The sequence below is a fragment of the Cupriavidus sp. FW305-F7 genome, from assembly GCF_058782875.1.
Window position 1 is genome coordinate 1 of record NZ_JBYSYC010000071.1, and the last position, 25,177, is coordinate 25,177.

Annotated in this window: 24 protein-coding genes, 1 tRNA gene and 1 pseudogene; 10 read left to right on the top strand and 16 right to left on the bottom strand. The window is 66.7% G+C overall.

Annotation, left to right across the window (positions count from 1 at the left end; translation table 11 throughout):
- Positions 1-106 precede the first annotated feature (106 nt).
- Positions 107-1,111: a helix-turn-helix domain-containing protein gene (locus AC3WL8_RS37175; protein WP_492379990.1), complete on the top strand. Its 1,005-nt coding sequence runs from the start codon at positions 107-109 to the stop codon at positions 1,109-1,111.
- Between the two features lie 80 nt (positions 1,112-1,191).
- On the opposite strand, the gene AC3WL8_RS37180 is transcribed toward AC3WL8_RS37175, so the two are convergent.
- Positions 1,192-3,030, bottom strand: a complete 1,839-nt coding sequence (locus AC3WL8_RS37180) for a beta-barrel assembly-enhancing protease (protein ID WP_492379991.1) — start codon at positions 3,028-3,030, stop codon at positions 1,192-1,194.
- A gap of 97 nt (positions 3,031-3,127) precedes the next feature.
- Here AC3WL8_RS37180 and moaC point away from each other — a divergent pair, with 97 nt between their 5' ends.
- The 3 genes from moaC (at position 3,128) to AC3WL8_RS37195 (ending at position 4,791) form a co-directional block, all read left to right on the top strand.
- Positions 3,128-3,607, top strand: coding sequence for a cyclic pyranopterin monophosphate synthase MoaC (gene moaC, locus AC3WL8_RS37185; protein WP_013955629.1), 480 nt, complete (start codon positions 3,128-3,130; stop codon positions 3,605-3,607).
- A gap of 228 nt (positions 3,608-3,835) precedes the next feature.
- On the top strand, positions 3,836-4,270 hold the full coding sequence (locus AC3WL8_RS37190) for a hypothetical protein (protein ID WP_153953282.1): 435 nt from the start codon (positions 3,836-3,838) through the stop codon (positions 4,268-4,270).
- Between the two features lie 14 nt (positions 4,271-4,284).
- The gene (locus AC3WL8_RS37195) at positions 4,285-4,791 is read left to right on the top strand and encodes a hypothetical protein (protein WP_492379992.1); all 507 of its coding nucleotides are present in this window, start codon (positions 4,285-4,287) and stop codon (positions 4,789-4,791) included.
- A 1-nt stretch (position 4,792) separates the two neighbouring features.
- Here the strand turns inward: AC3WL8_RS37195 and AC3WL8_RS37200 are convergent, their stop codons facing one another.
- The 8 genes from AC3WL8_RS37200 to recA all read right to left on the bottom strand — a co-directional run bounded on the left by AC3WL8_RS37200 (position 4,793) and on the right by recA (position 13,302).
- The gene (locus AC3WL8_RS37200; RefSeq protein WP_492379993.1) at positions 4,793-6,604 is read right to left on the bottom strand and encodes a PglL family O-oligosaccharyltransferase; all 1,812 of its coding nucleotides are present in this window, start codon (positions 6,602-6,604) and stop codon (positions 4,793-4,795) included.
- A gap of 94 nt (positions 6,605-6,698) precedes the next feature.
- The gene (locus tag AC3WL8_RS37205) at positions 6,699-7,178 is read right to left on the bottom strand and encodes a pilin (RefSeq protein ID WP_492379994.1); all 480 of its coding nucleotides are present in this window, start codon (positions 7,176-7,178) and stop codon (positions 6,699-6,701) included.
- A gap of 318 nt (positions 7,179-7,496) precedes the next feature.
- Positions 7,497-8,192 carry a TerC family protein gene (locus AC3WL8_RS37210; RefSeq protein WP_013955624.1) on the bottom strand — a complete coding sequence of 232 codons (696 nt, stop codon included), beginning with the start codon at positions 8,190-8,192 and terminating at the stop codon, positions 7,497-7,499.
- A gap of 236 nt (positions 8,193-8,428) precedes the next feature.
- On the bottom strand, positions 8,429-9,310 hold the full coding sequence (sucD, locus tag AC3WL8_RS37215; protein ID WP_011614568.1) for a succinate--CoA ligase subunit alpha: 882 nt from the start codon (positions 9,308-9,310) through the stop codon (positions 8,429-8,431).
- Positions 9,311-9,409: 99 nt separating this feature from the next.
- Positions 9,410-10,576 carry an ADP-forming succinate--CoA ligase subunit beta gene (sucC, locus tag AC3WL8_RS37220; protein ID WP_013955623.1) on the bottom strand — a complete coding sequence of 389 codons (1,167 nt, stop codon included), beginning with the start codon at positions 10,574-10,576 and terminating at the stop codon, positions 9,410-9,412.
- Positions 10,577-10,665: 89 nt separating this feature from the next.
- Positions 10,666-11,361: a DUF2889 domain-containing protein gene (locus AC3WL8_RS37225; protein ID WP_492379995.1), complete on the bottom strand. Its 696-nt coding sequence runs from the start codon at positions 11,359-11,361 to the stop codon at positions 10,666-10,668.
- Positions 11,362-11,669: 308 nt separating this feature from the next.
- Positions 11,670-12,137 carry a recombination regulator RecX gene (gene recX / locus AC3WL8_RS37230; RefSeq protein WP_211980735.1) on the bottom strand — a complete coding sequence of 156 codons (468 nt, stop codon included), beginning with the start codon at positions 12,135-12,137 and terminating at the stop codon, positions 11,670-11,672.
- A 100-nt stretch (positions 12,138-12,237) separates the two neighbouring features.
- Positions 12,238-13,302: a recombinase RecA gene (gene recA, locus AC3WL8_RS37235; protein ID WP_010812222.1), complete on the bottom strand. Its 1,065-nt coding sequence runs from the start codon at positions 13,300-13,302 to the stop codon at positions 12,238-12,240.
- Positions 13,303-13,528: 226 nt separating this feature from the next.
- Here recA and AC3WL8_RS37240 point away from each other — a divergent pair, with 226 nt between their 5' ends.
- From AC3WL8_RS37240 to AC3WL8_RS37260, 5 genes are all read left to right on the top strand, one after another.
- A complete protein-coding gene (locus AC3WL8_RS37240) occupies positions 13,529-14,218 on the top strand; it encodes a response regulator (RefSeq protein ID WP_013955621.1) in 690 nt (229 codons plus the stop codon).
- A gap of 55 nt (positions 14,219-14,273) precedes the next feature.
- Positions 14,274-15,830 carry a sensor histidine kinase gene (locus tag AC3WL8_RS37245; RefSeq protein WP_153953255.1) on the top strand — a complete coding sequence of 519 codons (1,557 nt, stop codon included), beginning with the start codon at positions 14,274-14,276 and terminating at the stop codon, positions 15,828-15,830.
- Entirely contained in the window at positions 15,827-16,162 is a 336-nt protein-coding gene (locus tag AC3WL8_RS37250) for a DUF4212 domain-containing protein (protein WP_492379996.1), read from the top strand. Before AC3WL8_RS37245 ends, AC3WL8_RS37250 begins: the two co-directional genes overlap by 4 nt.
- A 243-nt stretch (positions 16,163-16,405) precedes the next feature.
- Positions 16,406-18,106 carry an MFS transporter gene (locus AC3WL8_RS37255; RefSeq protein WP_492379997.1) on the top strand — a complete coding sequence of 567 codons (1,701 nt, stop codon included), beginning with the start codon at positions 16,406-16,408 and terminating at the stop codon, positions 18,104-18,106.
- A gap of 133 nt (positions 18,107-18,239) precedes the next feature.
- Positions 18,240-18,316, top strand: a tRNA-Met gene (locus AC3WL8_RS37260).
- Between the two features lie 103 nt (positions 18,317-18,419).
- On the opposite strand, the gene mepK is transcribed toward AC3WL8_RS37260, so the two are convergent.
- The 5 genes from mepK to AC3WL8_RS37285 all read right to left on the bottom strand — a co-directional run bounded on the left by mepK (position 18,420) and on the right by AC3WL8_RS37285 (position 23,075).
- Positions 18,420-19,007 carry a peptidoglycan L,D-endopeptidase MepK gene (gene mepK, locus AC3WL8_RS37265; RefSeq protein ID WP_211980732.1) on the bottom strand — a complete coding sequence of 196 codons (588 nt, stop codon included), beginning with the start codon at positions 19,005-19,007 and terminating at the stop codon, positions 18,420-18,422.
- Between the two features lie 30 nt (positions 19,008-19,037).
- Positions 19,038-20,630, bottom strand: a complete 1,593-nt coding sequence (locus tag AC3WL8_RS37270; RefSeq protein WP_492379998.1) for a L,D-transpeptidase family protein — start codon at positions 20,628-20,630, stop codon at positions 19,038-19,040.
- An 85-nt stretch (positions 20,631-20,715) separates the two neighbouring features.
- Positions 20,716-21,342, bottom strand: coding sequence for a LuxR C-terminal-related transcriptional regulator (locus tag AC3WL8_RS37275; protein ID WP_492379999.1), 627 nt, complete (start codon positions 21,340-21,342; stop codon positions 20,716-20,718).
- A gap of 162 nt (positions 21,343-21,504) precedes the next feature.
- Positions 21,505-21,915 (bottom strand): carboxymuconolactone decarboxylase family protein, encoded by a 411-nt coding sequence (locus AC3WL8_RS37280; protein WP_013955614.1) that lies wholly within the window; start codon positions 21,913-21,915, stop codon positions 21,505-21,507.
- 92 nt (positions 21,916-22,007) lie between these two features.
- Positions 22,008-23,075: a CaiB/BaiF CoA transferase family protein gene (locus tag AC3WL8_RS37285; protein WP_211980729.1), complete on the bottom strand. Its 1,068-nt coding sequence runs from the start codon at positions 23,073-23,075 to the stop codon at positions 22,008-22,010.
- Between the two features lie 349 nt (positions 23,076-23,424).
- Between AC3WL8_RS37285 and AC3WL8_RS37290 the strand changes: the two genes are divergently transcribed.
- On the top strand, positions 23,425-23,865 hold the full coding sequence (locus AC3WL8_RS37290) for a universal stress protein (RefSeq protein WP_018313685.1): 441 nt from the start codon (positions 23,425-23,427) through the stop codon (positions 23,863-23,865).
- A gap of 47 nt (positions 23,866-23,912) precedes the next feature.
- Here the strand turns inward: AC3WL8_RS37290 and AC3WL8_RS37295 are convergent, their stop codons facing one another.
- Complete coding sequence (locus AC3WL8_RS37295; RefSeq protein ID WP_013955611.1) at positions 23,913-24,959, bottom strand: serine/threonine protein kinase; 1,047 nt, start codon at positions 24,957-24,959, stop codon at positions 23,913-23,915.
- 19 nt (positions 24,960-24,978) lie between these two features.
- Positions 24,979-25,177 (bottom strand): annotated as a pseudogene (locus tag AC3WL8_RS37300) (DEAD/DEAH box helicase); the annotation flags it as partial.

The window sequence follows — 25,177 nt, forward strand, 5'->3', positions numbered from 1 at the left end:
CTGGCGAGGCTTCTTCGTCCTCCACGAGATTACCGAAATGTTCCGCATCTTCAGTTCAGGTCCATAGGATGTGGGTACAACAACAAGCCGCGACGCGCATGCCGTCATGCCGAAGCCACGCGCAGGCACGGAAGCCACGTTCCGCAGTTTCTCCACCAGCGACCTGGCCGAGTCCGACCGTCTCGACTTCTGGATGGCCAATGCCTATCGCTCGGTCGAGGCGCGCCCCGACCCGGACGTCGCGCTGTACGGCAGCGTCGCGAGCTGCGAAGGCGCCGGCGCCCAGTTTATCCACTGCACCAGCTCGGCCGTTCGCACCTGGCTGACACCGCAGCGCGTGCGCAGCACCGACGAGCACATCGCCATCTGCCTGCTTGACCGCGGCGAGTACCGGGTGGAGCAGCAGGACGGCATGCGCACCGTCGTGCGTGCCGGCGAACTCTTCATGTTCGATTGCGGCCAGCCGATGTCATCGGACTGGACCGAGTCCTCCACCTGCTACCTGCGCCTGCCGCGCGAGACCGTGCGCCAGGCGCTTGGCCACGATCCCGCGAATCCGGGCCGTATCGCCACGCTGCTGACGGCGTCCTCGCTTGCCCCGTTTGTTTCCATGCAGCTGCGCATGCTTGCCGCTCACAGTCCCCGGCTTGACCGCGCCGCCCTTGGCGTGGTCATGGAGAGTACAGTCGGCATGGCGTTGCAGCTTATCGCCACGCATCCGGACATCGCCAGAGCGGATGCCGGGAATGCCCGGTGGCGCTCCGGCAAGCTGCAACTGCAGGCCGCGTATCGCTTCATGGAGCAGCATGCGCACGAGCACGACCTCACGCCCGACCGGATTGCCGCGTTCCTGCACTGCTCGCGCGCACAGTTGTACCGGCTGTTCGAGGGAGAGCCCCTGCGCGTCATGGCGGCCCTGCGCGAGATTCGCCTGCGCCGCAGCCGCGAATACCTGGAGCGGGCCGGCCAGTCCGCCCACATCGGCGCGATCGCGCATGCCTGCGGCTTTGCCGATCCGTCGGCGTTCGGCAAATTGTTCCGGGAGCGTTTCGGCATGACACCGCGGCAGGCACTGGCCGGCGCCATCGGGCCGGCCAGGCTTGCAGAGTGAATGGAGGAGAGAGTCCCCGGCTGCATGCGGGGACGACGCTGGTGCTCTCGATGACTTCGTGACAACAAGTGCAGCGTGCCTCAGTTAGGCATGCCCTTGCTGTCCTGCTTGTCCTCGCGGTACTGGCGCTCCAGCTGGTGCAGGCGCGCATCGACCTCGGACAGCGTGTAGAAGTCGCCGTCGCCGGCCTTGCGCGCGATCTGCAGTTGCTCGATCGCGGCCTGGTAGGCGCCGTCCATCGCATACTTTTCGGCCAGCGCCTGGTGCTGCTGCAAGCGCTTGCCCTGGCCCGCGTAGGCGCGCGCCAGCAGCTCCCACCAATCGCTGCGGCTGGTCTCCTGGCGCGTGCGGTCGCGCAGGAAGCGCACGGCCTCTTCATAGCGGCCTGAGCCGACCAGGGTATCGGCATAGGCAATCGCCACCGCATGCGACAGCGGGAACGTCTTCATCGAGGCAGTGGCCTGGGACAGCGCCTCGGGCACGCGGCCCTGGGCGCGCGCCAGTTCCACTGTCATCACGTCCAGCATGGGGCTGCCCGAGGTGGCGCCGGGGATATTGCCGTAGAGGCGGCGCGCCTCGGCCAGTTCCTGCTCGGCGGCCGGGTAGCGGCCCAGCCGCTGCTCGGTAAAGGCAAGGCCGTAGTGCAGCGCCGGAGCGCGCAGTACCGTTGCTCCCGGCAGTTGCGTGCGCAGCGCCGCGCGCAGGTTCTGCAGGTCGCTGGGCGACGATTCCTGGATCACGCGGGCCCGCATCCGCGCAAACTCGTATTCGGGCGTATTGGCGACCTTGCGCTTGCTGGCATGGCTGACGCGATCCTGCATGTCGGCAATCCGCTCGGAGGTCAGCGGGTGGGTCCGCACATAGGACGGCACCGAGTTTTCCGCAGTCCCCGATGTGCGCTGCAGCCGCATGAAGAAATCGGGCATGCCCTGCGGGTCAAACCCCGCCGCGGTCAGGATCTGAAAGCCGACCCGGTCGGCCTCGCGCTCGGCGCCGCGCGAGAACGACAGCTGGTTGGCGATGGCCGCGCCCTGCCCGCCCATCGCCAGCGCCGCCGCCGCATCCGGGCTGCGCGTGGCGGCCAGGCCCGCCAGCACCATCGAGGCCAGCGCGATCCACATCGACTGGTCCTGCGAGGTGATGCCGCGCGCGATATGCCGCTGCATCACGTGGCCGATTTCATGGCCCAGCACCGAGGCCAGCTCCGATTCCGTATCGGACTGCACCAGCAGCCCGGTATGCACGCCGATATAGCCGCCCGGCAGCGCAAACGCGTTGATGCTGCGGTCACGCACCGCGAACAGGTCGAAGCCGGTGGCAAAGGTGCCCGCGCCGGTCGAACCGGAGATGCTCTGGCGCCGCGCCGCCTGCACCAGCCCGTAGCCCAGCGCGTTCAGGTAATCGGACAGCAGCGGATCCGGCACGTATAGCGGGTCGCGGCGGATATCGCGCATGATGCGGTCGCCCAGGCGCTTTTCCATGTCGGGCGACAGCGACGCCGTGGACGGGTCGCCCAGGTCCGGCAGTTGCACGCCGCCGGCCTCCACCACCGCGTTGTTGGTGCGCAGGCCGAACTCGGACTTCTGGCCCGCCTTCACGCTGCGGTTCAGGTTGTCATAGACCTGGTCGCTGGCCTCGCCGGAGATGGCGGGCACCGGCTGCGGCGGCCTGGCCGCGGGCGTGGCCGCCACCGGCGTGGCTGGCGCCGTGGTCGTGCGCGGCGTACCCTGGGGCCAGGCCGGCGCCGCCAACGTCAGCGCCAGCAGCGCCGCCAGCGGCCGCCGCCATGGCGTCCATGCGCCGCCAGCGCGGCAATGGCTGTCGTCGCCGCGATGTGACGCGGAACCGGCAGGAACAGCGTCCGCCACGGCGCCAGGGCCGCGTGCTGCAGACCTGCGAAGCGATGGGTGTTTTGGCATGTTGCTATGATAGCGGCCTCCCGTGGCCGTTCCCATCGGATGCTTCCCAGGGACGCTGGCGGCCACCTGCACGCAGTTCACACTGAAGCTCACGATCATGACCCAGCTCACCCATTTCGATACCGCCGGACAGGCCCACATGGTCGACGTCGGCGACAAGGCCAGCACCCACCGCGTCGCCGTGGCCACCGGCACCATCACGATGGAGCCCGCCACCTTCGCGCTGGTGCGCGACGGCAGCGCAAAGAAAGGCGACGTGATCGGCATCGCCCGCGTCGCGGCGATCATGGCCACCAAGCGCACCGCCGACCTGATCCCGCTTTGCCACCCGATCGGCCTGACCAAGGTGGCGGTCGAGTTCGCGCTGGACGAGGCCACCGCCACCGTCGCCTGCACCGTGCGCACCGAGACCCGCGGCCAGACCGGCGTGGAGATGGAAGCGCTGACCGGCGTGCAGGTGGCGCTACTGACGATCTACGACATGTGCAAGGCAGTGGACCGCGGCATGGTAATCGGCAATGTGAAGTTGCTGGAAAAGCATGGGGGCAAGTCGGGGGATTGGGTGGCGGCCGGCTGACCTCCCCACGTGACGCCTGCAACACGCGCCGCGATGGGCTGGGTCACGACGTCTTACGCCAACGTCGTTCCCCGGTAATAAAGGTAACGCCGCATTTCCAGCGGCGCCGCCGTGGCGCCGGCGCGGGACAATTTGGTATTCAATACGATTGCAGGCCCGCGCTGGTTGCGGCCTGCTGACCCTGTCCGTGGCGTGCCATGCGGTGCGCGCGGAGAAGAGGTGGATACCATGAACGGGCGCATGCTCTGCCAGATCGCCCTGGCACTGGCGGCCACGGCCGCAAGCGGCGCCGCCCTCGCCGGGCGGGCCGATCTCCACGATGCCGCTTTGCACGATAGCGACGCACACGGCGGCTTTATCAAGACGCGCACAAGCGTCGGCGTGGGCCTCTATTTCGGGCCCGGCGTGTTCTACGGCGGCTACCCGTATGGCTACCCCGCCCCGTACTACTACCCGCCCGCCGTGGTCACCGCACCCGCGGCGCCGCCGCAGTACATCGAACAGGGACCGAACGGCCCCGTGCCGGTCCCCGGCCCGGACGGCGTAGCGCCGCAGCAGGGCTGGTGGTACCACTGCGACCAGCCCGAAGGCTACTACCCCTATGTGCAGTCCTGTCCCGGCGGCTGGCAGCGCATACCGGCACAGCCGCCGGCCAACTCCTGATGCGGGGTGACACCATGCATGCCCTGACCCGCGCCACGCTGGCCGTGGCCACCCTGACCCTCGGCGCGTGCGCCGTGATGCCTGCCGGCCCCAGCGTGATGGTGCTGCCGGGCACCGGCAAGAGCTTCGAACAGTTCCGCGCCGACGACTACAACTGCCGCCAGTTCGCCTTCGGGCGGGTGGGCCGTGTCTCATCCTCGCAGGCCGCCAACAATGCGGCCGTCGGCAGCGCCGTAGTCGGCACCGCGCTGGGCGCAGCGGCGGGTGCGGCCTTTAATGGCGGTTCGGGTGCGGCGGTGGGTGCGGGCGTAGGCCTGCTGACTGGCGCGGCGGTCGGCGCGGGCAATGCCCAGTACGCGGGTTACGGCACGCAACAGCAATACGATGCCGCCTACGTACAGTGCATGTACGCCAGCGGCAACCGCGTGCCCGCCCCCGGACGCGTCGCCGCTGCGCCGCGGTATTACTACAATCCGCCGCCTCCGCCACCGGTATATTACAGCCCGTATCCGTACTATTAGGTCAGCCCCGGGGCCATTCGGAGTACCGACGCGAACGGTCGCCAACCCATGCGCAGAATGCCTGCGGGCGTTCATCTGGCGTCAGGTCGCGGCATGCCTTCGCAATCTCAGCGTATTGCGCGACTTCATCGCCAAGGTAGTACCAGCGCAGCCGTTCCATCCACTGGCGACCTTGCGCAGGATCGCCGGTCAGCGCCAGCAGCCATGCGGTGCGCGCGATCATGGTCGGCGTAGGCAGCAGGTGCACGGCGGCGATGTGGGCGGGCAACAAATCTGCCGCATTGGCCGGCGTAATGGTGGCCAGGCCGGCGGCGTCGGCCTGCGCGTGCTGGCGGAACCAGAAGCGCGGCATCGGCAAGGCATTGCGGTGGCCTTCGCTGCTGGCGTATTCGCGGGCTTCGGCGCGGCGGTAGTCTTGCCACATGGTGGCCAGCACGGCCGCGGCCACCACGACAAACGCGATCGCCAGCGCCCGTGCCACTGGCATCGGCACGCGCCAACGCCCGAAGCCTGACGGCTCCAGCCAACCGAGCATGAAGCAGAACGGCAGGAAGAAATAGAGGTAATGCAGCGGGTATTCGAGCATCGAATGCGCGCACAGCATCGCCAGCCAGGTAAGAACCAGCACGGTCTGCTTGCGCTCTTCGCTATCGCCGTGCCACAGGCGAACGCGAACCACGCGCCATAGCCACGCCAGCAGGATCAGGCCTACGCCGGCGGCGCCGACGATGCCCGTCTTCGCCAGCAAGTCGAGGATGGCGTTGTGGGCGTGCAGGGACATCTCCACCTTCACGCCGACTTGCTGCATCTGCTGGAATTGCGCCCAGCCGAACTCGCCCCAGCCGACACCGAACCAGGGGTGGGAGCGGAACATTGCCAGCGCGTGGGTCCACAGCGCGCCGCGCGCGGACATCTGGTCTTCTGCTTCGAGTTGGGCGATGGTGTCGAACAGGCGCCAGTCGAAGGCTTGCCCTGCCGCACGGATCGCGGGCTGCAGGATCAGCAGCATCGCCACCATTGCTACTGCTGCGACGAGCAGACCGACTGGTCGCTGCATTGGATCCGAGTCGCTCCGCCCGCCTCGTGCGAGCCACGCTGCGACCAGTGCATAGACCGCAGCCAGGCCAACATGCAGCACGCCGGTGCGCGAACCGGACAGCACGATGCCGCTTTCTAGCAAGACTACGGCGGCGAGCCACATCGGGAAACGCAAGCGGCCACGCGAAGCCAGCCACACTGACGCCACCAACGCCAGGCCTTCAACGGTGGCCTGGTGGTTGGGTTGGTTCAGGTTGCCCCAGAGGCGGCGATTGTTGTCGTAGAAGTAGGTGGAGACGAGGCCGAAGGCGCGGGGTTCGAGGTGGAAGAGCTGCACCCATTGCGTGAGCGTACCGAGCGACCCCGCAATGAGAAAGGCCGTGGCGAAGGCATCGCCGATGTCCTGCGTGGTTGTTGCTGGCGCGCGTCGATACCACCATCCAGCGCAAGTCACTGCGGCTCCAAGGATCAGCGTGAGAATCGTGATCAGCCGGCTGCCAGTGATGTCAGCGTGACCGAGGGCGCCGAGTAAAAGGCTGACAAGGCTTAGCCAGACAAACAGCAGGCAGCCCCACGGAAGCCACATATGGGTTTCCGAACTCGCTGCTGGGGACTTGTGGATCGCATGGAAGGCGAAGACGGCGATGGCACAGAATGCGGCAGTCCATTCGCCATAGAACGTCGCCAGCGGCAGCGTGTGCCGGGAAACTAGCAGTGGGAAGACGATTGCTGCGATGAGGGCAGCCGACGGGAGGGTTGTCCGGGACGGCGGCATTGAGGCGCCTGGTTTGGGGAAAGGCGCATGATAGCTTGTAGCGCGGATAAAGAAAAAGCGCCCGAAGGCGCTTTATTGCCCAATGGACTGCTGATTAGATACCAGTCTGAGGCTTGCCGCAAACGGTAGTGGCCGCTGCAAATGTCACGGAGGAAGCGGTAATGGCCGGAGTAATTGTCACCGTACAACCACCGGTCGCCAGTTGGGCCCGCCCGACAATAGTAATCACGCCCGCCGTAGTGACACCATAGTCCACGAGGCCATTGGGAGGATTAGGGATTGCAGTAAAACCACCACCCGCAGCGGTTGCGAGGTTGAGGGAAGTATTACAGGGGGCAGCAATCGCGCCTGCTGCCAAGGCGTTTGTCTGCACACATTCGGCAATCGCCTGCTTCAAAGCTGCAATCGACGAAAGGTTTTCAGACCAGCGACTCCGCGTCACATAGTCCTGATACTGCGGAATCGCGATCGCGGCCAAAATACCAATGATCGCCACCACGATCATCAGTTCGATCAGCGTAAAGCCCTTCTGGACACGACGGCCCAGCTTCTTCAGTTGTTGTACCCGTTGCATGATTTGACCCCTCGAAGAGATTTTGGTTAAGCGTTGCACGTCTTCGGTTGCGTGACGCGGGGACTATTGAGCAGTAAGCGTGCCAGCAGCATCCCCCATCCGTAGAGGGTGAAAAGCGACAAATTTCGTCACCCATCAGGGGGATGCTCGCCAGTTGCGCCAAATTTTGTCACCCAGGCCCGCTATCACAGGTCAACCCGACAAAATGTGCGATCACTCACATGAGTTAGTTGACCAAGGCACCGACGACCGCCTTGCCGGCGCGCCAACGAAAAAGGGCGGCCAGCTGGCCGCCCTTCTCGCCTGGGCGGAACCTCGTCAGGCGGTCTGTGCCGACCGGCGGCTCAGCAGCTTGCCCATAAGCACCACCAGTATCGCGCCGGCGGCGCCGAATACCAGGTGGGCGTGCGGCACGTGGACTTCGAACCAGGCGGCGTCAACCGGGTCGCTGACCAGCATCTCACCCGCCAGGTAGCCCAGCAGCGCGGCACCCAGCACGATGATGACCGGGAAGCGCTCCATGACCTTGAGCAGCAGCGTGCTGCCAAACACGATCAGCGGGATCGACAGGCCCAGGCCGATGATCAGCAGCATCAGCTGGCTGCCTTCGGGGCCTTTCTGCGCAGCGGCGGCCACGGCCACCACGTTGTCGAGCGACATCACCAGGTCGGCGATCAGGATGGTGCGGATGGCGGCCCAGATATTGTCCTTGCCATCGTGCCCTTCCTCGTCGTCATCGCCGGTCAGCAGTTGCACGCCGATGTAGACCAGCAGCACGGCGCCGACGATCTTCAGGTACGGCAGGCTCAGCAGCTTGACCGCGGCCACGGTCAGCACCACGCGCATGATGATGGCGGCGGCGCTGCCCCAGAAGATGGCCTTCTTCTGCTGGGCGGGCGGCAGGTTGCGCGAGGCGAGCGCGATCACCACCGCGTTGTCGCCGGACAGGACGATATTGGTCAGGATGATCGATCCCAACGCAATCCAGAATGTGGTGGAAGACAGCAGTTCCACGGCAGGGCTCCTCGATTTTTTAGGTGGCACACCCGTCATCTGACGGGGTTTCGGATGTCTCAAAATACGAACATGACTGTTTACCGCATGAACCTTTCGATTACATTTCAATCCTGTCATGTTTCGCCTAGGGGGTATCCCTGCCCCCCGCTGCGCCAGAATGACAATGCCCCCGCGCGGGCGGGGGCATTGCCTGGTGCACCATTCCCGCGCTGGCGGGAATGGCAAGGTACGTCTTACAGCATTGCCTTCAGCAGGCGGCCCATCTCCGACGGGTTCTTGGTCACCTTGATGCCGCAGGCTTCCATGATTTCCAGCTTGGCCTGGGCGGTATCGGCACCGCCCGAGATCAGCGCGCCGGCGTGGCCCATGCGCTTGCCCGGAGGCGCGGTCACGCCAGCGATGAAGCCAACCACCGGCTTCTTCATGTTTTCCTTGATCCAGTAAGCCGCGTTGGCTTCGTCCGGACCGCCGATCTCGCCGATCATGACCACGGCGTCCGTTTCCGGATCGTCGTTGAACATCTTCATCACGTCGATGTGCTTCAGGCCGTTGATGGGGTCGCCACCAATGCCGACAGCCGACGACTGGCCCAGGCCAAGCGCGGTCAGCTGGCCCACGGCTTCGTACGTCAGCGTGCCCGAGCGCGACACCACGCCGATGCGGCCCTTCTTGTGGATGTGGCCCGGCATGATGCCGATCTTGATTTCGTCCGGCGTGATCAGGCCCGGGCAGTTCGGTCCCAGCAGCAGGGTCTTCTTCTTCTCACGGCGCATGCGGTCCTTGACTTCCATCATGTCGCGCACGGGGATGCCTTCGGTAATGCAGACCACCAGGTCCAGGTCGGCGTCAACGGCTTCCCAGATCGCGGCAGCGGCGCCTGCGGGCGGCACATAGATGACCGACACGGTGGCGCCGGTCTGGGCCTTGGCGTCCTTGACGCTGGCGTAGATGGGAATGCCTTCGAAGTCTTCACCGGCCTTCTTCGGGTTCACGCCCGCGACGAAGCAGTTCTTGCCGTTGGCGTAGTCGCGGCAGCCACGGGTGTGGAACTGGCCGGTCTTGCCGGTGATGCCCTGGGTGATGACCTTGGTGTCTTTGTTGATCAGAATCGACATGCTGTAATCCTTTGCTTGGCTACGAGCGGCGCGCGCGAGGGCGCATCAAAGCGCCTGCGCACCGCCCGCGTTCGCGTATGGTTGCGTTCGTGCGACGGCTTACTTGCCAGCGGCAGCGGCCACCACCTTCTGGGCGGCTTCTTCCATCGTGTCGGCCGAGATGATGGGCAGGCCCGAGTCGGCCAGCATCTTCTTGCCGAGGTCTTCGTTGGTGCCCTTCATGCGCACGACCAGCGGCACCGTCAGGTGCACGGCCTTGGAAGCGGAGATCACGCCTTCGGCGATCACGTCGCAACGCATGATGCCGCCGAAGATGTTGACCAGGATGGCCTCTACGTTCGGGTTGCTCAGCATCAGCTTGAAGGCTTCGGTCACCTTCTCGGTGGTGGCACCGCCGCCCACGTCGAGGAAGTTGGCCGGCTCGCCGCCGAACAGCTTGATGGTGTCCATGGTGGCCATGGCCAGGCCGGCGCCGTTCACCAGGCAGCCGATGTTGCCGTCCAGCGAGATGTAGGCCAGGTCGAACTTCGAGGCTTCGATTTCGTTGGCGTCTTCTTCATCCAGGTCGCGGTAGGCAACGATTTCCGGGTGACGGAACAGCGCGTTCGAGTCGAAGTTGAACTTGGCGTCCAGCGCGATGACCTTGCCGTCGCCGGTCAGGATCAGCGGGTTGATTTCAGCCAGCGAAGCGTCGGTTTCATAGAACGCCTTGTACAGGCCTTGCAGCGCCTGGCGGGCTTGCGCCACGCTCGCGTCGGGCACGCCGATCTTGCGGGCGATGTCGTCGGCTTCAGCGTCGGTCAGGCCGACCGACGGCTCGATGATCAGGGTGTGGATCTTTTCCGGGCTGTGGGCAGCGACTTCTTCGATGTCCATGCCGCCTTCGCTCGAGGCCATCAGCGCGACCTTCTGCGAAACACGGTCCACCACCAGCGAAACGTACAGTTCCTTCTTGATGTCGGCGCCTTCTTCGATCAACAGGCGGTTGACCTTCTTGCCTTCCGGGCCGGTCTGGTGCGTGACCAGCTGCATGCCCAGGATGTTCGAGGCGTAGGTCTTGACGTCGTCGATGCTCTTGGCAACCTTCACGCCGCCGCCCTTGCCGCGGCCACCCGCATGAATCTGGGCCTTGACGACCCACACCGGGCCGCCGAGCGTTTCTGCGGCCTTCAGGGCCTCGTCAACCGAGAACGCGGGGATGCCGCGCGGAACCGGCACATTGTATTTGCGCAGGATTTCCTTGCCTTGATACTCATGGATATTCATGCGTGTTTCCTTTCGGGTAGGCGTAAAAGGTAGAAGGGAAGAATCTGAAAGAAGACGAACTCTCTCGTCAGGCTGGCCAATCCTGAGAATCAGCCGGAGGTGCCGGTCGGCCGCTCGGCCGGGACAGCGTCGTTGCCATCATTGCTGCGGTCGCCATTGGCCGCGGGCGGCGCCTGAGGCGCAGTCGCGACGGCAGGTGCTGCCTCGGCCCGTATCTTGGGCGTCGGCTGGTGACCATACCAGCGCGGGTAAAACTGACGAACCACCTCGCCATCGAAACGCAGGGCGTGGCAGCCGTTCAACTGATAGGGCGGCTCCGGATTCGGGTCGTCCTCGCCGTTGTCGCGGATATTGATGACTTCACCGGCAAAGGCCTGGATCGCCGTGCTGGGCAGCACACCCGCGGCCTCGGTCAGGTGCGAGCAGCCGTGCATGCCGCCCAGGCGCTCACGCACGGCCTTGCGAAAGCCCTTGCGCAGGTTCAGGCCGATCAGCTTGCGGTAAGCCGGGCCGATCGTGTCGCAATGGGACGGGTACGGCACCCAGTCCGAGCAGGCCTCGGCATCCAGCACCGTCATTTCCTCATTGATCGTGACGCGCAGCCACAGGTCGTGCAGGGGCTGGCCTACCGGCCGGACGCGGTCGCCGGCCAGTTCGATGTCGCGAGGTTTGGTGTCGGTCAGGCGCACCTCGATATCCCACAAGCCGTCCTCTCTCTGGTACGCCTCGGCCGTAATGGCGCGACGGTGACGCTGGGAGCGGTTGACGGGCTGGGACAGAGGCATGGCCAGGCTGGAAATACGGGGGGCTGGGGAACGGCGGTGCCGGAGCACCGAATAACCCGGGGAGTTTAACATGCTGCGCCACGTTGACCGGGAACATCCTTGCGCAGCAACTGTCGCCGCGCGATTGTCGGCCGACCATGGCACCCGGCATGACACAGCGGCTTGGCGCAACGCACCAGCAAACACGGGCTCAGCGATGGCAACAAAATCGTCTGCAGTCCAATCGGGAGATGACGCAATGCAGCGAATTTACCCTGATGGCAGTGCAGGTACTCCGGGGGAAATGGCGCATGCGCCATACATCCTACTTAACCCTCGTCGCCGTAGTCTTCGTCCGCACCCTGGATGATCTTGCTGACGACCGAACGCGAAAACCCGCGCGCCACCATGAAGCGGATCTGCTTGGCCCGTGCCTCGGGTGTGTCGGGCGGAGTGCCGAAGCGCTTGCGCCAGACCTCACGGGCGCGCTCCACTTCCGTGGCGCGCAGCCGCTCTTGTAGATCACCCAGCTGCTCGCTGCCGAGCTTGTGGGTCTTGGCCTCCTGCATCACGCGCGCGGTGCCGTAGCGGGCGCCGCGGCGGTGCACCAGGCTGTCGGCAAAGCGCTGGTTCGACAGCCAGTTCTCGCGCTCCAGCGCGTCCAGCAACTGCTCCAGCTGCTCGGCCGACTCGGCATGCGGCGCCAGCTTGCGCGCCAGTTCGGCACGGCTGTGCTCGCGGCGCGACAGGTAGCCGACGGCGCGGGCCTTCAGCGAGAGCGGGGGACGGGTTGCCATGGGTTACCGAATTCTGTGGATGGGGACCCGCGCCAAGCAAAAAGGCCGGGGCATCGGCGATGCCCCGGCCTTCCGGATGGCGCAATGGCCGCTGGCGCGGTCAGTCTTCGACCGCTACCGGCGTGGCAGCCGCCGTGGGGTTCATGGCCACCACGCCCAGCGCCGCGCGCACCTTGTTTTCGATCTCGTCGGCAATGTCCGGGTTCTCGCGCAGGTATTCGCGCGCGTTGTCCTTCCCCTGGCCGATCTTGTCGCCGTTGTAGCTGTACCAGGCGCCGGACTTCTCGACGATCTTGGCGTCCACGCCCAGGTCGATGATCTCGCCCTGGCGCGAAATACCCTGGCCGTAGAGGATGTCGAAGAAGGCTTCGCGGAACGGCGGCGACACCTTGTTCTTGACCACCTTGACCTTGGTCTCGTTGCCGATCACGTCGTCGCCCTTCTTGATCGAGCCGATGCGGCGGATATCCAGTCGCACCGAGGCGTAGAACTTCAGCGCGTTGCCACCAGTGGTGGTTTCCGGCGAGCCGAACATCACGCCGATCTTCATGCGGATCTGGTTGATGAAGATCACCAGGCAGTTGGTGCGCTTGATGGTGCCGGTCAGCTTGCGCAGCGCCTGGCTCATCAGGCGGGCCTGCAGACCCGGCAGCGAGTCGCCCATTTCGCCTTCGATTTCGGCCTTGGGCACCAGCGCCGCCACCGAGTCGATCACGATCAGGTCGATCGAGCCCGAGCGCACCAGCGCGTCGGTGATTTCCAGCGCCTGCTCACCGGTGTCCGGCTGCGAGATCAGCAGGTCGCCGACATTGACGCCCAGCTTGTTGGCGTAGCTGACGTCCAGCGCGTGCTCGGCGTCGATAAAGGCGCAGGTGCCGCCCAGCTTCTGCATCTCGGCCACGACCTGCAGCGTCAGCGTGGTCTTGCCCGACGATTCCGGACCATAGATCTCGACCACGCGGCCGCGCGGCAGGCCGCCGACGCCAAGCGCGATGTCCAGGCCGAGCGAACCGGTGGATACCACCTGGATGTCCTTCTCGACCTCGCCGTCGCCCAGGCGCATGATCGAGCCCTTGCCGAACTGCTTCTCGATCTGGGAGAGCGCGGCGGCAAGCGCCTTCTGCTTCTCGGCGCTCACGCCGGCACCTGCCTTCTTGTCGTCCATGGTCGTCCTTGAATCAATGGTGTATAAATAGGCCGCATGTGGCGCGGCACCGGCATTTTCTGGCGCCAGCGCCGGCCCGGCTGTCTGCGCGGCCGCTCTCCAGGGGGTCTCCCCGGGCAGCCCCAGCGGAACGTGCGGGTACTGTATAAAAAAACAGTATGCTTGGCAAGCCCCATCGCGCCTCATTCCGCCGGCGCCGGCTATGCCGGCCAGGGTGGAGACAACCATGCGCATTCTGATCGCCGAAGATGACGACGTGCTGGCCGACGGCCTGACGCGCTCGCTACGCCACTCGGGCTATGCCGTCGACCACGTCACCAATGGCCTGGAAGCCGATTCCGCGCTGTCGACCCAGACCTTCGACCTGCTGATCCTGGACCTGGGCCTGCCGCGCATGTCCGGGCTGGAAGTGCTCAAGCGCCTGCGCGCGCGCGGCGCCATGCTGCCGGTGCTGATCCTGACCGCCGCCGACAGCGTCGACGAGCGCGTCAAGGGCCTGGACCTTGGGGCCGACGACTATATGGCCAAGCCCTTTGCCCTGTCCGAACTGGAAGCGCGCGTACGCGCGCTGGTGCGGCGCGGCGCCGGCGGCGGCGCCACGCTGATGCGGCACGGGCCGCTGGCCTACGACCAGGTCGGGCGCATCGCCTATATCAACGACCAGATGCTGGACCTGTCCGCGCGCGAGATCGGGTTGCTGGAGATCCTGCTGACACGCAGCGGCCGCCTGGTATCGAAAGAGCAGTTGGTGGACCACCTGTGCGAGTGGGGCGAGGAAGTCAGCAACAACGCCATCGAGGTCTACGTGCACCGACTGCGCAAGAAGATCGAAGTCGGCGGCATCCGCATCGCCACTGTACGCGGGCTTGGCTACTGCCTGGAGAAATTCCAGCCGGCGGTGGCCACGCACCACTGATCCCCACCCGACGCAACCGCAGGCCAAGCGACCGACCTGAGCGCAAACCGCCGAGATGAGCCTGCTGCGACTGCCCTGGCGGCGCGCGCCCCGCACCGCGCCACCCCCTCCTTCCACCGCCCCGGCCCCGGACGCCGCCGACCAGGACCTGGCCGACGCACTGCCGCACCTGGAGGAAAGCACCGCGCATCCGTCGCCGCGCTCATTGTTCGGCGAGATCCTCGACTGGATGCTGGCGCCGCTGCTGCTGCTCTGGCCGATGAGCATCGCGGTGACCTACCTGGTGGCCAAGTCGATCGCCAACGGGCCCTTCGACCGCGCGCTGGAGGCCAGCGCCATCGTGCTGTCGCAGCAGGTGCGCGAGGTCAACGGGCGCATCACGCTGCAGCTGCCGCTGTCGGCGCGCGAGATCCTGCGCGCCGACGAGACCGACAACATCTATTACCAGGTGGTCGGCAAGCGCGGCGAGTATATCGCCGGCGACCACGACCTGCCGCTGCCGTCCGAGGAAGACCAGGGCCATGCGGGCCTGGTGTCCCTGCGCGATGACCACGTGGCCGGCAACGACGTGCGCGTGGCCTACACCTATATCGACCTGAAGCAGGTCAGCGGCACCCAGCCGGTGCTGGTGCAGGTGGCCGAGACCCTGGACAAGCGCGCGCGCCTGGCCAACGAAATCATCAAGGGCGTGATCCTGCCGCAGTTCGTGATCCTGCCGCTGGCGGTGGTGCTGGTGTGGTTCGGGCTGTCGCGCGGGCTAGCGCCGCTGACCGCGATCCAGCAGCGCATCCGCGCGCGCAACCCCGGCGATACCAGCCCGATCGACGAACGCGCCGCACCGCAGGAAATCACGCCGCTGGTGGGTTCGTTCAACGACCTGCTGGCGCGCCTGGACCAGTCGGTGCAGACCCAGAAGCGCTTTATCGCCGATGCCGCGCACCAGATGAAGACACCACTGGCGGGCCTGCGCATGCAGGCCGAGCTGGCGCAGCGCGAGCAGTCGCCGGAAGAGCTGCGGCGCTCGCTGGCGCAGATCGCCGGCAGCTCTGAGCGCACCGCGCACCTGGTCACGCAGCTGCTGTCGCTTGCGCGCATGGAAAACCTGGCGGGCACCGGCGGCATGGCGGCGCTGGACCTGGCGGCGCTCGCGCGCGAGGTGGTCAAGGACTGGCTGCCGCAGGCCTGGGCGCGCGACATCGACCTGGGACTGGATGCGGACGACCATCCGGTGATGGTGCAGGGCAACCGCCTGATGCTGACCGAGATGCTGAACAACCTGCTCGACAACGCCATCCGCTACACGCCGCGCGGCGGGCATGCCACGGTGCGCGTCAGCGCCGACGCCTTCGAGCCGTTCGCCTACCTGGATGTGGAAGACACCGGCCCGGGCATTGCGCCGGCCGAGCGCGAGCGCGTGATGGAGCGCTTCTACCGCGTGCTCGGCACCAATACTGAAGGCAGCGGCCTGGGCCTGGCGATCGTGCGCGAGATCGTGCAGCAGCACGGCGGCGACGTCCAGATTTCCGACCATGTCTACCAGCAATCGCCACGGCTGGCCGGCGCGCATTTCCGCGTGACGCTGCGCCGGCCCGACTACCTCCCGCCCGCATGAACGACAGCCCCGCCCCCGATAGTGCCGAAGCCCGCCAGCGCCAGGCCTGGCGGCGCAACCTGCGCTGGATCTGCGGACTGCTCGCGATCTGGTTCACCGTCACCTTCGTGGTGGCATGGTTTGCGCGCGACCTGCGCTTCGACTTCTTCGGCTGGCCGTTCTCGTTCTGGGTCGGCGCGCAAGGCGCGCTGGTGGTGTACGTGCTGATGGCCGCGCTCTACGCCTGGCGCATGAACCGCGCCGACGGCGAAACCAACACCGACAGCCTGGCCGCGCCCGCCCCGGCGCCTTCGCAGGGCGCGTCGCGCGGCACGGGCGCCGATGCTGCATAGCCGCACCCCTGCAAAGCGCGCCATTGCGCCACACAAGCACATCGCCCCCCGCAGCGCAGCATCCAGCCGCCCGCCGGCGGCTAGCGTATACCCCGACATTCTTTGACGATTCCGTGCCCGGTTCTGTCAGAACGCAGTAAGTTTCGCCACCCACAATCCTCTGCAACTCAGGCATAGCGGCCAGCCGCGCGGTCTTTTCCGCGCCACGCCCACCCGAGATCCATTCCAGACGGAGGAGACGATATGGCAAACGTGCAAAACGTTGCGGTGCCCGGAGGGGGCGCGCAGAACGCACCGATGACAGCCGAAGAGCGCAAGGTGATCTTTGCCTCATCGCTGGGCACGGTGTTCGAGTGGTACGATTTTTATCTCTACGGCTCGCTGGCGGCGATCATTGCCAAGCAGTTCTTCGCCGGACTGGATCCCACCTCGGCCTTCATCTTCGCGCTGCTCGCATTCGCCGCCGGCTTTATCGTGCGGCCGTTCGGCGCGCTGGTGTTCGGCCGCCTGGGGGACATGATCGGGCGCAAGTACACCTTCCTGGTGACGATCCTGATCATGGGCCTGTCGACCTTCATCGTCGGCCTGCTGCCGGGCTATGCCACCATCGGCTGGGCTGCACCGATCATCCTGATCGCCCTGCGCATGCTGCAGGGCCTGGCGCTCGGCGGCGAGTACGGCGGTGCCGCCACCTACGTGGCCGAGCACGCACCGCACGGCAAGCGCGGCGCCTATACCTCGTGGATCCAGACCACGGCCACGCTGGGCCTGTTCCTGTCGCTGATCGTGATCCTGCTGTGCCGCGAAATGACCGGGCCCAACTTCGAGACCTGGGGCTGGCGCATCCCGTTCCTGGTGTCGATCCTGCTGCTGGGCGTGTCGGTGTATATCCGCCTGTCGATGAGCGAATCCCCGGCGTTCCAGCGCATGAAGGCAGAGGGCAAGACCTCCAAGGCCCCGCTGACCGAATCCTTCGGCCAGTGGCGCAACCTGAAGATCGTGATCCTGGCGCTGGTCGGCCTGACCGCCGGGCAGGCCGTGGTGTGGTACACCGGCCAGTTCTACACGCTGTTCTTCCTCACCCAGGTGCTGAAGGTCGACGCCAAGACCGCCAACCTGCTGATCGCCGGCGCGCTGGTGCTGGGCACCCCCTTCTTCGTGTTCTTCGGTTCGCTGTCCGACAAGATCGGCCGCAAGTGGATCATCATGGCCGGTTGCGCGCTGGCAGTGCTGACCTACTTCCCCATCTTCAAGGGCCTGACCCACTACGCCAACCCCTCGCTCGAGCGCGCCCAGCAAAGCGCACAGATCGTCGTCACCGCCGATCCGAAGCAGTGCTCCTTCCAGGGCAGCCCGATCGCCCGCGAGATCGACTTCCGCAGCTCGTGCGACATCGTCAAGCGCACCCTGGCCCAGGCATCGGCCAGCTATGAAGTCGTCGACGCGCCCGCCGGCACCACCGCCACGGTAAAGATCGGCGACACGGAGATCCCCTCCTTCAACGCCAGCCTGGTCCCCGCCGGCCATAGCTTCGACGACGCCAGCAAGAAGCAGATTGCCAGCTTCAAGAAGCAAGTGGCGGACTCCATGTCCGCCGCCGGCTACCCGACCAAGGCGGACCCGGCACAGATGAACACGATCATGGTGCTGGTGCTGCTGACCATCCTGGTGATCTACGTCACCATGGTCTACGGCCCGATCGCCGCCATGCTGGTGGAACTGTTCCCGACCCGCATCCGCTACACCTCGATGTCGCTGCCCTACCATATCGGCAACGGCTGGTTCGGCGGCCTGCTGCCCACCATCTCGTTCGCGCTGGTGGCCCAGAACGGCAACATCTACTACGGGCTCTGGTATCCGATCATCATCGCAGCCATCACCTTCGTGATCGGCGCGCTGTTCATCCGCGAGACCAAGGACGTGAACATCTACGCCAACGACTGAGCGGTCGCCCGGCACTAACGGAAACGGCAGGCCATCCGGCCTGCCGTTTTTTTATGCATGGGCCCTTCGTGCAAAATCTTCGCAGCAAGGTGTTGACAGCCTCGAAAGCCCAGGTATAATCTCAGTCTTCGTTGGCGAATTAGCTCAGTCGGTTAGAGCGACGGAATCATAATCCGCAGGTCCGGGGTTCGAGTCCCTGATTCGCCACCATCTATTTTAAAAGCCGCGATCCCGCATGGGTTCGCGGCTTTTTTCTTTGGGTCGTTACCAGGGCGCAAGCGAGCCGCCCATCATGGGCGGCCACAGACAACGCTTACCAGTAACGCACGCGCCCGGTATCGATGTGCACGAACTGGTCAGACTCATAGAAGCCGACACCCCCGCCCTGCAATGACTTGGCCGCGTCGCGCACGTCCGCCAGCGGCACGCCGGCCAGGCGGATGTCGATGGCCTTGCCGTCCATGTGCAGGCTGTGCCTGGCCACGCCGCCGCCGCGCGTGTTGCGCAGGCGCGAGTTGGTGGCCGGGCTGCGGTAGCCGGAAATGACCTGGAACGGCTGGTCGGTGCCAAGCTCGCGGCGGACCTGGAACAGCAGGTCGAACAACTGCGGGTCGATCATGCCGACCTTGCCGGAGTAGTGGTCGCGCAGGAAGCCGTTGAGCGTCGTCAGCGCTTCGGGCACGAAGCGGTCGCCAACAGCATAGACCAACGACACGCGTTCGCCGGTGTGGGTGTGGTCGAAGGCCAGCGTGCGGGCGTCCGGCAGGCCTGCCAGGGCCTGGTTTGCAGGCAGGCTGGCCAGCGCCTGGCGCGGCGTCAACGGCATCAGGCCGGCGGCAAGGGCCAGGCCTCCGGTGGTATGAAGAAAGCGGCGGCGTGCCTTGCGCGTCGCATCAGTCATGGTACTTCCTCTGAATGTGCCAGTGGCGCCTCAGTGGGTGGTGGCGGAGGCGCTCGCAATAGCTGGTTGCTGGGGCCGTCCGTTGCGTTGCCGCAGTGCCTTGTCCAGCAATTTGTCGTGACCGTAGATGTCAGGCAAGAAGGATACACGACCATCGGCGCGCGCAATGACCGTGCCGTAGGCCAGCACCACCGGCAAGGGCTGCTGCAGGCGCACCGTATTGGACTTGCCACGCGTCATCGCTTCGCGGATCCGGGTCTCGTTCCAGTCCGGCATATCCTGCAACACGAACTGGGCCAATGCTACTGGGGCTTCCACGCGGATGCAGCCGTGGCTGAAGTCGCGCCGGTCGCGCTTGAACAGCTGTGGCGAGGGCGTGTGGTGCAGGTAGATGTTCTCATTGTTGGGAAACACGAACTTGATATCGCCCAGCGCGTTCAGCGGGCCCGGCCGCTGGCGGATGCGCATGCGGCCGTTCAGCACGGCGTCGAGATTCTCGTCGGACAGCGTGGTCACGGCCTTGCCGTCGCCGCTGACGAACTCCAGGCCCTGCCGGTTGAAGTAAGCCGGATCGCTGCGCAGGTGCGGCACGGTCTCGCGGCGCGCGATCGAGGGCGGGATGTTCCAGTACGGGCTGAACTCGATGTAGCGCATATCCTCCTCGAACAGCGGCGTGCGCGTATCCAGTGCCTTGCCGACGATCACCTTCATCTCGAGCTTGATGTCGAGCTTGCCGTCGCGGATCTCATAGGCGCGCAGCATGAACTCCGGCACATTGACCACGATCATGCGCGGACCGTCCAGCGGCGTCCAGCGCAGCCGCTCCATGGTCAGTTCAATTTGCCGCACACGGCTGGCGATGGGCAGGTTGAGTTGTGCCAGCGTGCCCGCGCCGATCACGCCATCGGCCTCCAGGCCGTGGCGCGACTGGAACGCCTTGACGCCGCCGACCAGGGCGCCTTCGTAGCGGGCCGGCGCCTGGGTGCCGGCGGGCAGGTCGCCCAGCGCGACCAGGCGTGCAGTCAGCGCCGCGGCACCGGCCCAGGGCTGGCCCGGCGTCAGCTTGCTCCCCGGCAACGGTGGCAGCGGCTGCCCCCAGGCCGGCTGCTTCGCGATCTCGCGGTACCGCGCCAGGGCCTCCCGCAGCGTGCCATAGAGCGGGAAGGTGGGCGCTGCCTGGCGGATGGCGTCGGGCAGCCGCTGCTGCGTGACGGCATCGCGCAGCCAGGTGGCGGCATCGAAGGGCCGTTCCGCCTGCGGGGCAAAGTTGGCATGGACCGCGCGCGGGTTGACGCGTCCGCCGTGCAGGTCTGCCAGCATCCGCTCCATCGCGGCGCTCAGCGCGGCATCCACGCGTGCGGCCGCGTCCGGCGGCAGGGCTGGCCCGCTGGCGGCCTGGACCACGGCCTGGCGCAAGGCGTCGGCATCGTAGTCGCGCGGATCGAGGCCGTCGGCCGCGGCCGCGGCCAGCGCATCGACGGCCTGGCGCGCAGCCGGCACCGGACGGCCCTGCGCAAACCACATCGGCTCATTGGCGAAGGCAGGCATGGCCAGGCACGCGGCGGCACAGGCAAGCACGACAGCGCCCAGGCGGCGCGCGGCGGCATTCAGGGTCGGAGGCATCGGGCGGAAAGCTCGGATTCGTCACACACGCCCACAGTCTACCCGCGATGGCGGCATGGTGCGGCAAGCCGCCCCAGGGTGCGCGTCACCACACCAGCTGATGCCGGCGCGCGTAGTCCGCCATTTCGACCAGGGACCCGACATTGACATTGGCCATGATGTTGGCCTTGTGGGTGCTGACCGTCTTGCTGCTGATTACCAGTTGCTCCGCGATCGACTTGTTGGAATGGCCGCGCGCCAGATACTGCAGGACGGTGATTTCGCGGTTGCTCAGCCGCGCGAAGCCCGATTCCCGCTGCTCGCCGATCTGGCGCACGGTCTCCAGCGTATGCATGGGAAATACCAGGTAGCCGCACAGCACGCCGCGCACCGCGTGCATCACCTCGGCCAGCCCACGCTGCTTGACCACAAAGCCACGGGCGCCCGCGCGCAGCGCCCGCACCAACGCCAGCGTGGCGTCGGTGTCGGACAGTACCAGCAAGGGCACGGCGGGCAGCGTCGCCGAGACGCGCCGGACAAAGTCGATGCCGGGATCGCCGAAGCGGTCGACATCGACCAGCACCAGCCCCGGCCGGTGCTCGCGGGCCAGCCGGAACGCTTCCCGAATGCCATCCGTTTCCAGTACTTCACCGGCGCCCAGCTCAGCGCCGAGTTCAGCGGACAGCGTGGTGTGGAACTGGGAAGGTTCGTCGACGATCAGCGTGAGATGCAAATTTGAGGCTCCTTAACGACTGGCATGGCTTGGCCTGCTGCCAAAGTTAAGGAGCCGGAGAGGTCCTGACGCGCCGAATCCTCGCCGCGCAGATGCAGCAGAATCTGCATCAGAGTCAGACTCTTCTGCATCGCTGTTTTCGTATCGATGCCGCGGTCGGCGTTACCCGTTGGCAGCGTCGAGGACTTCAGTCAGCTTGCGGCTGGCATCCAGCGCCGCGGGGAACCCGCAGTAGACCGCGCTGTGCACCATCAGCTCGCGCAGTTCATGCGGCGTCACGCCGTTGGCGAGCGCGCCGCGCAGGTGCCCGGCCAGCTCCTGCGGCCGGTTCAGCGCAATCAGCATCGACACCGTGGCCAGGCTGCGCTGCTTGCGGTCCAGGCCGTCGCGGGTCCAGACCGTGCCCCAGGCGAACTCCGTCACCAGTTGCTGCAGGCTGGTGTCGCCCTGCTGCGCGGCGGCGTCCAGCGCGCGCCGGACGTGCTCGGGGCCGAGCACTTCGGTGCGCACCTCAAGACCGGCCTCGAAGGCCGGCGTGGAGGTATAGGCGGGGGCTTGGCTGGGTTCGGCCATGGCTTGGGTCTCCGGTTTGGGTCGATGCCGCATGGTAGCCGAACCGATCAGACAGATTCGAGAGGCCGCGGCATCTGTGCCGCGGCCCCAGGTCATTCCGTGCCGGCGCGCAGGAAGCGCGGCGCCGGCGCCGAACGCGGCACCTCGCGCTCGCCCTGCTGGTACAGCCGATATGTGCCGCGTGCCTGGTTGTGCGGATGGCGCGCGGCCTCGTCCAGGGTCAGCACGCGCGCAAAGCACACGTCGGTGCCGCCCAGCACCGACTCCCAGTGGGTGCTGGGCTTGCCTGCGATGCATGCGGCAATGCGCGCCTTCACCGCGGGCCACTGGGCGCGGTCATACTGCGCGGCGGGGTCGATGTCGGTCAGTTCGAGCCGGTCGAGCAGCTCGCGGTAGAACTGCGGCTCAAGCGCGCCCAGCGTGATCGCGCGGCCGTCGGCACAAGGGAAGACGTCATAGAACGGCGAATCGTGGAAGGGGCTGGGTTGCGGGCCGCCCAGCGTGCCGGCTGCGCGCGACACCTGCACCAGCGAGCCCAGCATGGCGACGATATCGGTGATGGCCGCATCCACCACGCAGCCCTCGCCGCTGGCGCGCGCGCTCAGGATGGCGCTGGTGATGCCGAATGCCAGGCCAAGCGCGCCGGTGGCATCGCCCACCACGGTCGGCGGCACCATCGGCAGTGAGCCTTCGCGCGCGGCCATCGACAAGAGGCCGGTCAGCGCGATGTAGTTAAGGTCGTGGCCGGCGCTCTGCGACAGCGGGCCGGTCTGGCCCCAGCCGGTCATGCGGCCGTAGACCAGGCGCGGATTGCGTGCATGGCACACCTTCGGGCCCAGGCCGAGGCGCTCCATCGCGCCCGGGCGCAACCCTTCGATCAGCGCGTCGGCGCCGGCCACCAGGTCCAGCGCGGCGGCCACGTCTTGCGGCGACTTCAGGTTCAGTTGCACCACGCGCTTGCCGTGCTCCAGCTCCATCTCAGGGGGCACGGGCTGGCCGCGCAAGATGCGGCGGGCATCCGGCGCGACCGGGCGGGTCACCAGCGTGACCTCGGCGCCAAGGCCGGCCAGCATCGCGCCGCACAACGGGCCGGGGCCGATGCCTTCGAATTCCACTACCTTGATACCGCGCAGGGGCAGCAGGTTGCCACGCTCACTCATGATCGTCGTCTCCGGAATCGCCGCCCGCCCGCGCCATGGCCGGGGGCAGCTGCATTGAATTAGTCTGGGATGGGCCGTGCCTGCGGCAGCGCGGGCGTGCCAATGCCTGCCGCGGGGGCTCGGGAGCATGCTACGCGCCACCGCGTTGACGGGGCAATGGCCAAATGCTTCAGCCGGATTGACGGAATCCGTCGGCCGGCCGGCTATCGCACGGTCGGATCGGATAAATCCGATCCGACTTGATCTAAATCGGGTCCTGGCAGGACACTAGGTGCCATGATGGTTCCAGTGGCGGTGCCGCCTCATGGCGCACCGCCTGCCGACAGCCCCCACCCAGGAGATTCCCAACATGACCAATATCGTGCTCGCCACCGACGGCTCGGCCTTCAGCGACGCCGCGGCTCGTTTTATCGCCGAAGGCAAGCTGCTGCAGAGCGGCTTCACCGTGCATGTCGTGCATGTGGCGCCGGAAGTGAGCGGCCAGGTGCGCGCCTTTGTCAGCAAGGAAACCATCGACGACTGGCACAAGGAGGCCAGCGACAAGGCCATGGCGGCGGTCTGCGACATCCTGTCCGCAGCCAAGGTGCCATTCGAGCGGCACCCGCTGCACGGCTTCGCGCCGGAGCGCATCGTCGCCTGTGCGCGCTCGGTCGACGCCGCGGCCATCGTGATGGGCACGCATGGCCGGGGTTCGTTCTTCGATGCGGTGATCGGTTCAGTCGCGGGCCGCGTACTGGCGCAGGCCGAGTGCCCGGTGCTGCTGGTCAAGGCGCCGGAAAAGAAGGGTTGAGCAAAGTAGCGGAATACCGGCGCCCTGGCGGCGCCGTCCGGTAGACCTCAGGCGCCCCACAGGGGCGCTTCGTCCATCAGCGCCACCTGTTCGCGCAGCTCCAGGATGCGGTCCTGCCAGTAGCGCGCGGTGCCGAACCACGGGAACGCGGCCGGAAAGGCCGGGTCGGCCCAGCGGCTGGCCAGCCAGGCGCTGTAGTGCAGCAGCCGCAGCGTGCGCAGCGCTTCCACCAGCCACAGTTCGCGCGGCTGGAATTCGGAGAAGTCTTCATAGCCGGCAACGATGTCGGCCAGCTGGTCCTGCATGGCCGCGCGGTCGCCCTCGAGCAGCATCCAGATGTCCTGGATCGCCGGCGCCATGCGGCTGTCGTCGAAATCCACGAAGTGCGGGCCCGGCGCGCCATGGGTGCCGCCGCGCGCGTCGTCCTCGTCAATCCACAGCACATTGCCGCGATGGCAGTCGCCATGGGTGCGCAGCAGGCGCACCTCGCCGGCGCGCTCATAGCAGCGGCGCACGCCGTCCAGCGCCAGGTCCGTCACCGATTGCCACGCGGGCAGCAGGTCGGCCGGAATGCAGCCGCTGGCGAGCAGCCAGTCGCGCGGGGCAACGCCGAAGGTTTCCAGATCCAGTGCCGGGCGGGCCTGGTAGGGCTGCGTCGCCCCCAGCGCGTGGATGCGGCCGATAAAGCGGCCGAGCCAGGTCAGCGTGTCGGAACGGTCCAGCGCGGGCTCGCGGCCGCCGCAGCGGGGGAATACCGCGAAGCGGAAGCCGGCGTGATGCAGCAGCGTGCCAGACTCGCCCGGTGCCAGCACCATGGCCGGCACGGCCGGGATCTCGGCATCGGCCAGCTGCTGCACAAAGGCGTGTTCTTCCAGGATGGCCGCGTCGGTCCAGCGGCCCGGACGGTAGAACTTGGCGATGACGGGCGGGGCATCCTCGATGCCCAGCTGCCAGACGCGGTTCTCATAGCTGTTGAGCGCCAGCAGGCGCCCGTCGGGGCGCAGGCCGGCGCCTTCCAGCGCGTCCAGCATCAGCTCCGGCGTCAGGCCGGCGTAGGGAACGCCGGGGTCGGCCGGGGCGTCGGACGCGTGCATGGTGTCAGCCCTGATCCGCTCAGCGCGCCGGCTTGCGGTTGCCGCCGAGCAGCGCGGCCTGCGGCGCCGGACGGCGATTGCGCGCCGGTGCCGGTGCCGCGTCGTGCGGCTGGCGTGCGGGTTGCGCCGCAGTCCGCTGCTGGCGCGCCGGCTCCTGGCCGTCGCGGCGCGGTGCGGGATTGCGCGCGCCGCCGGCGGGCTGGCCGCCACGGTTGCCG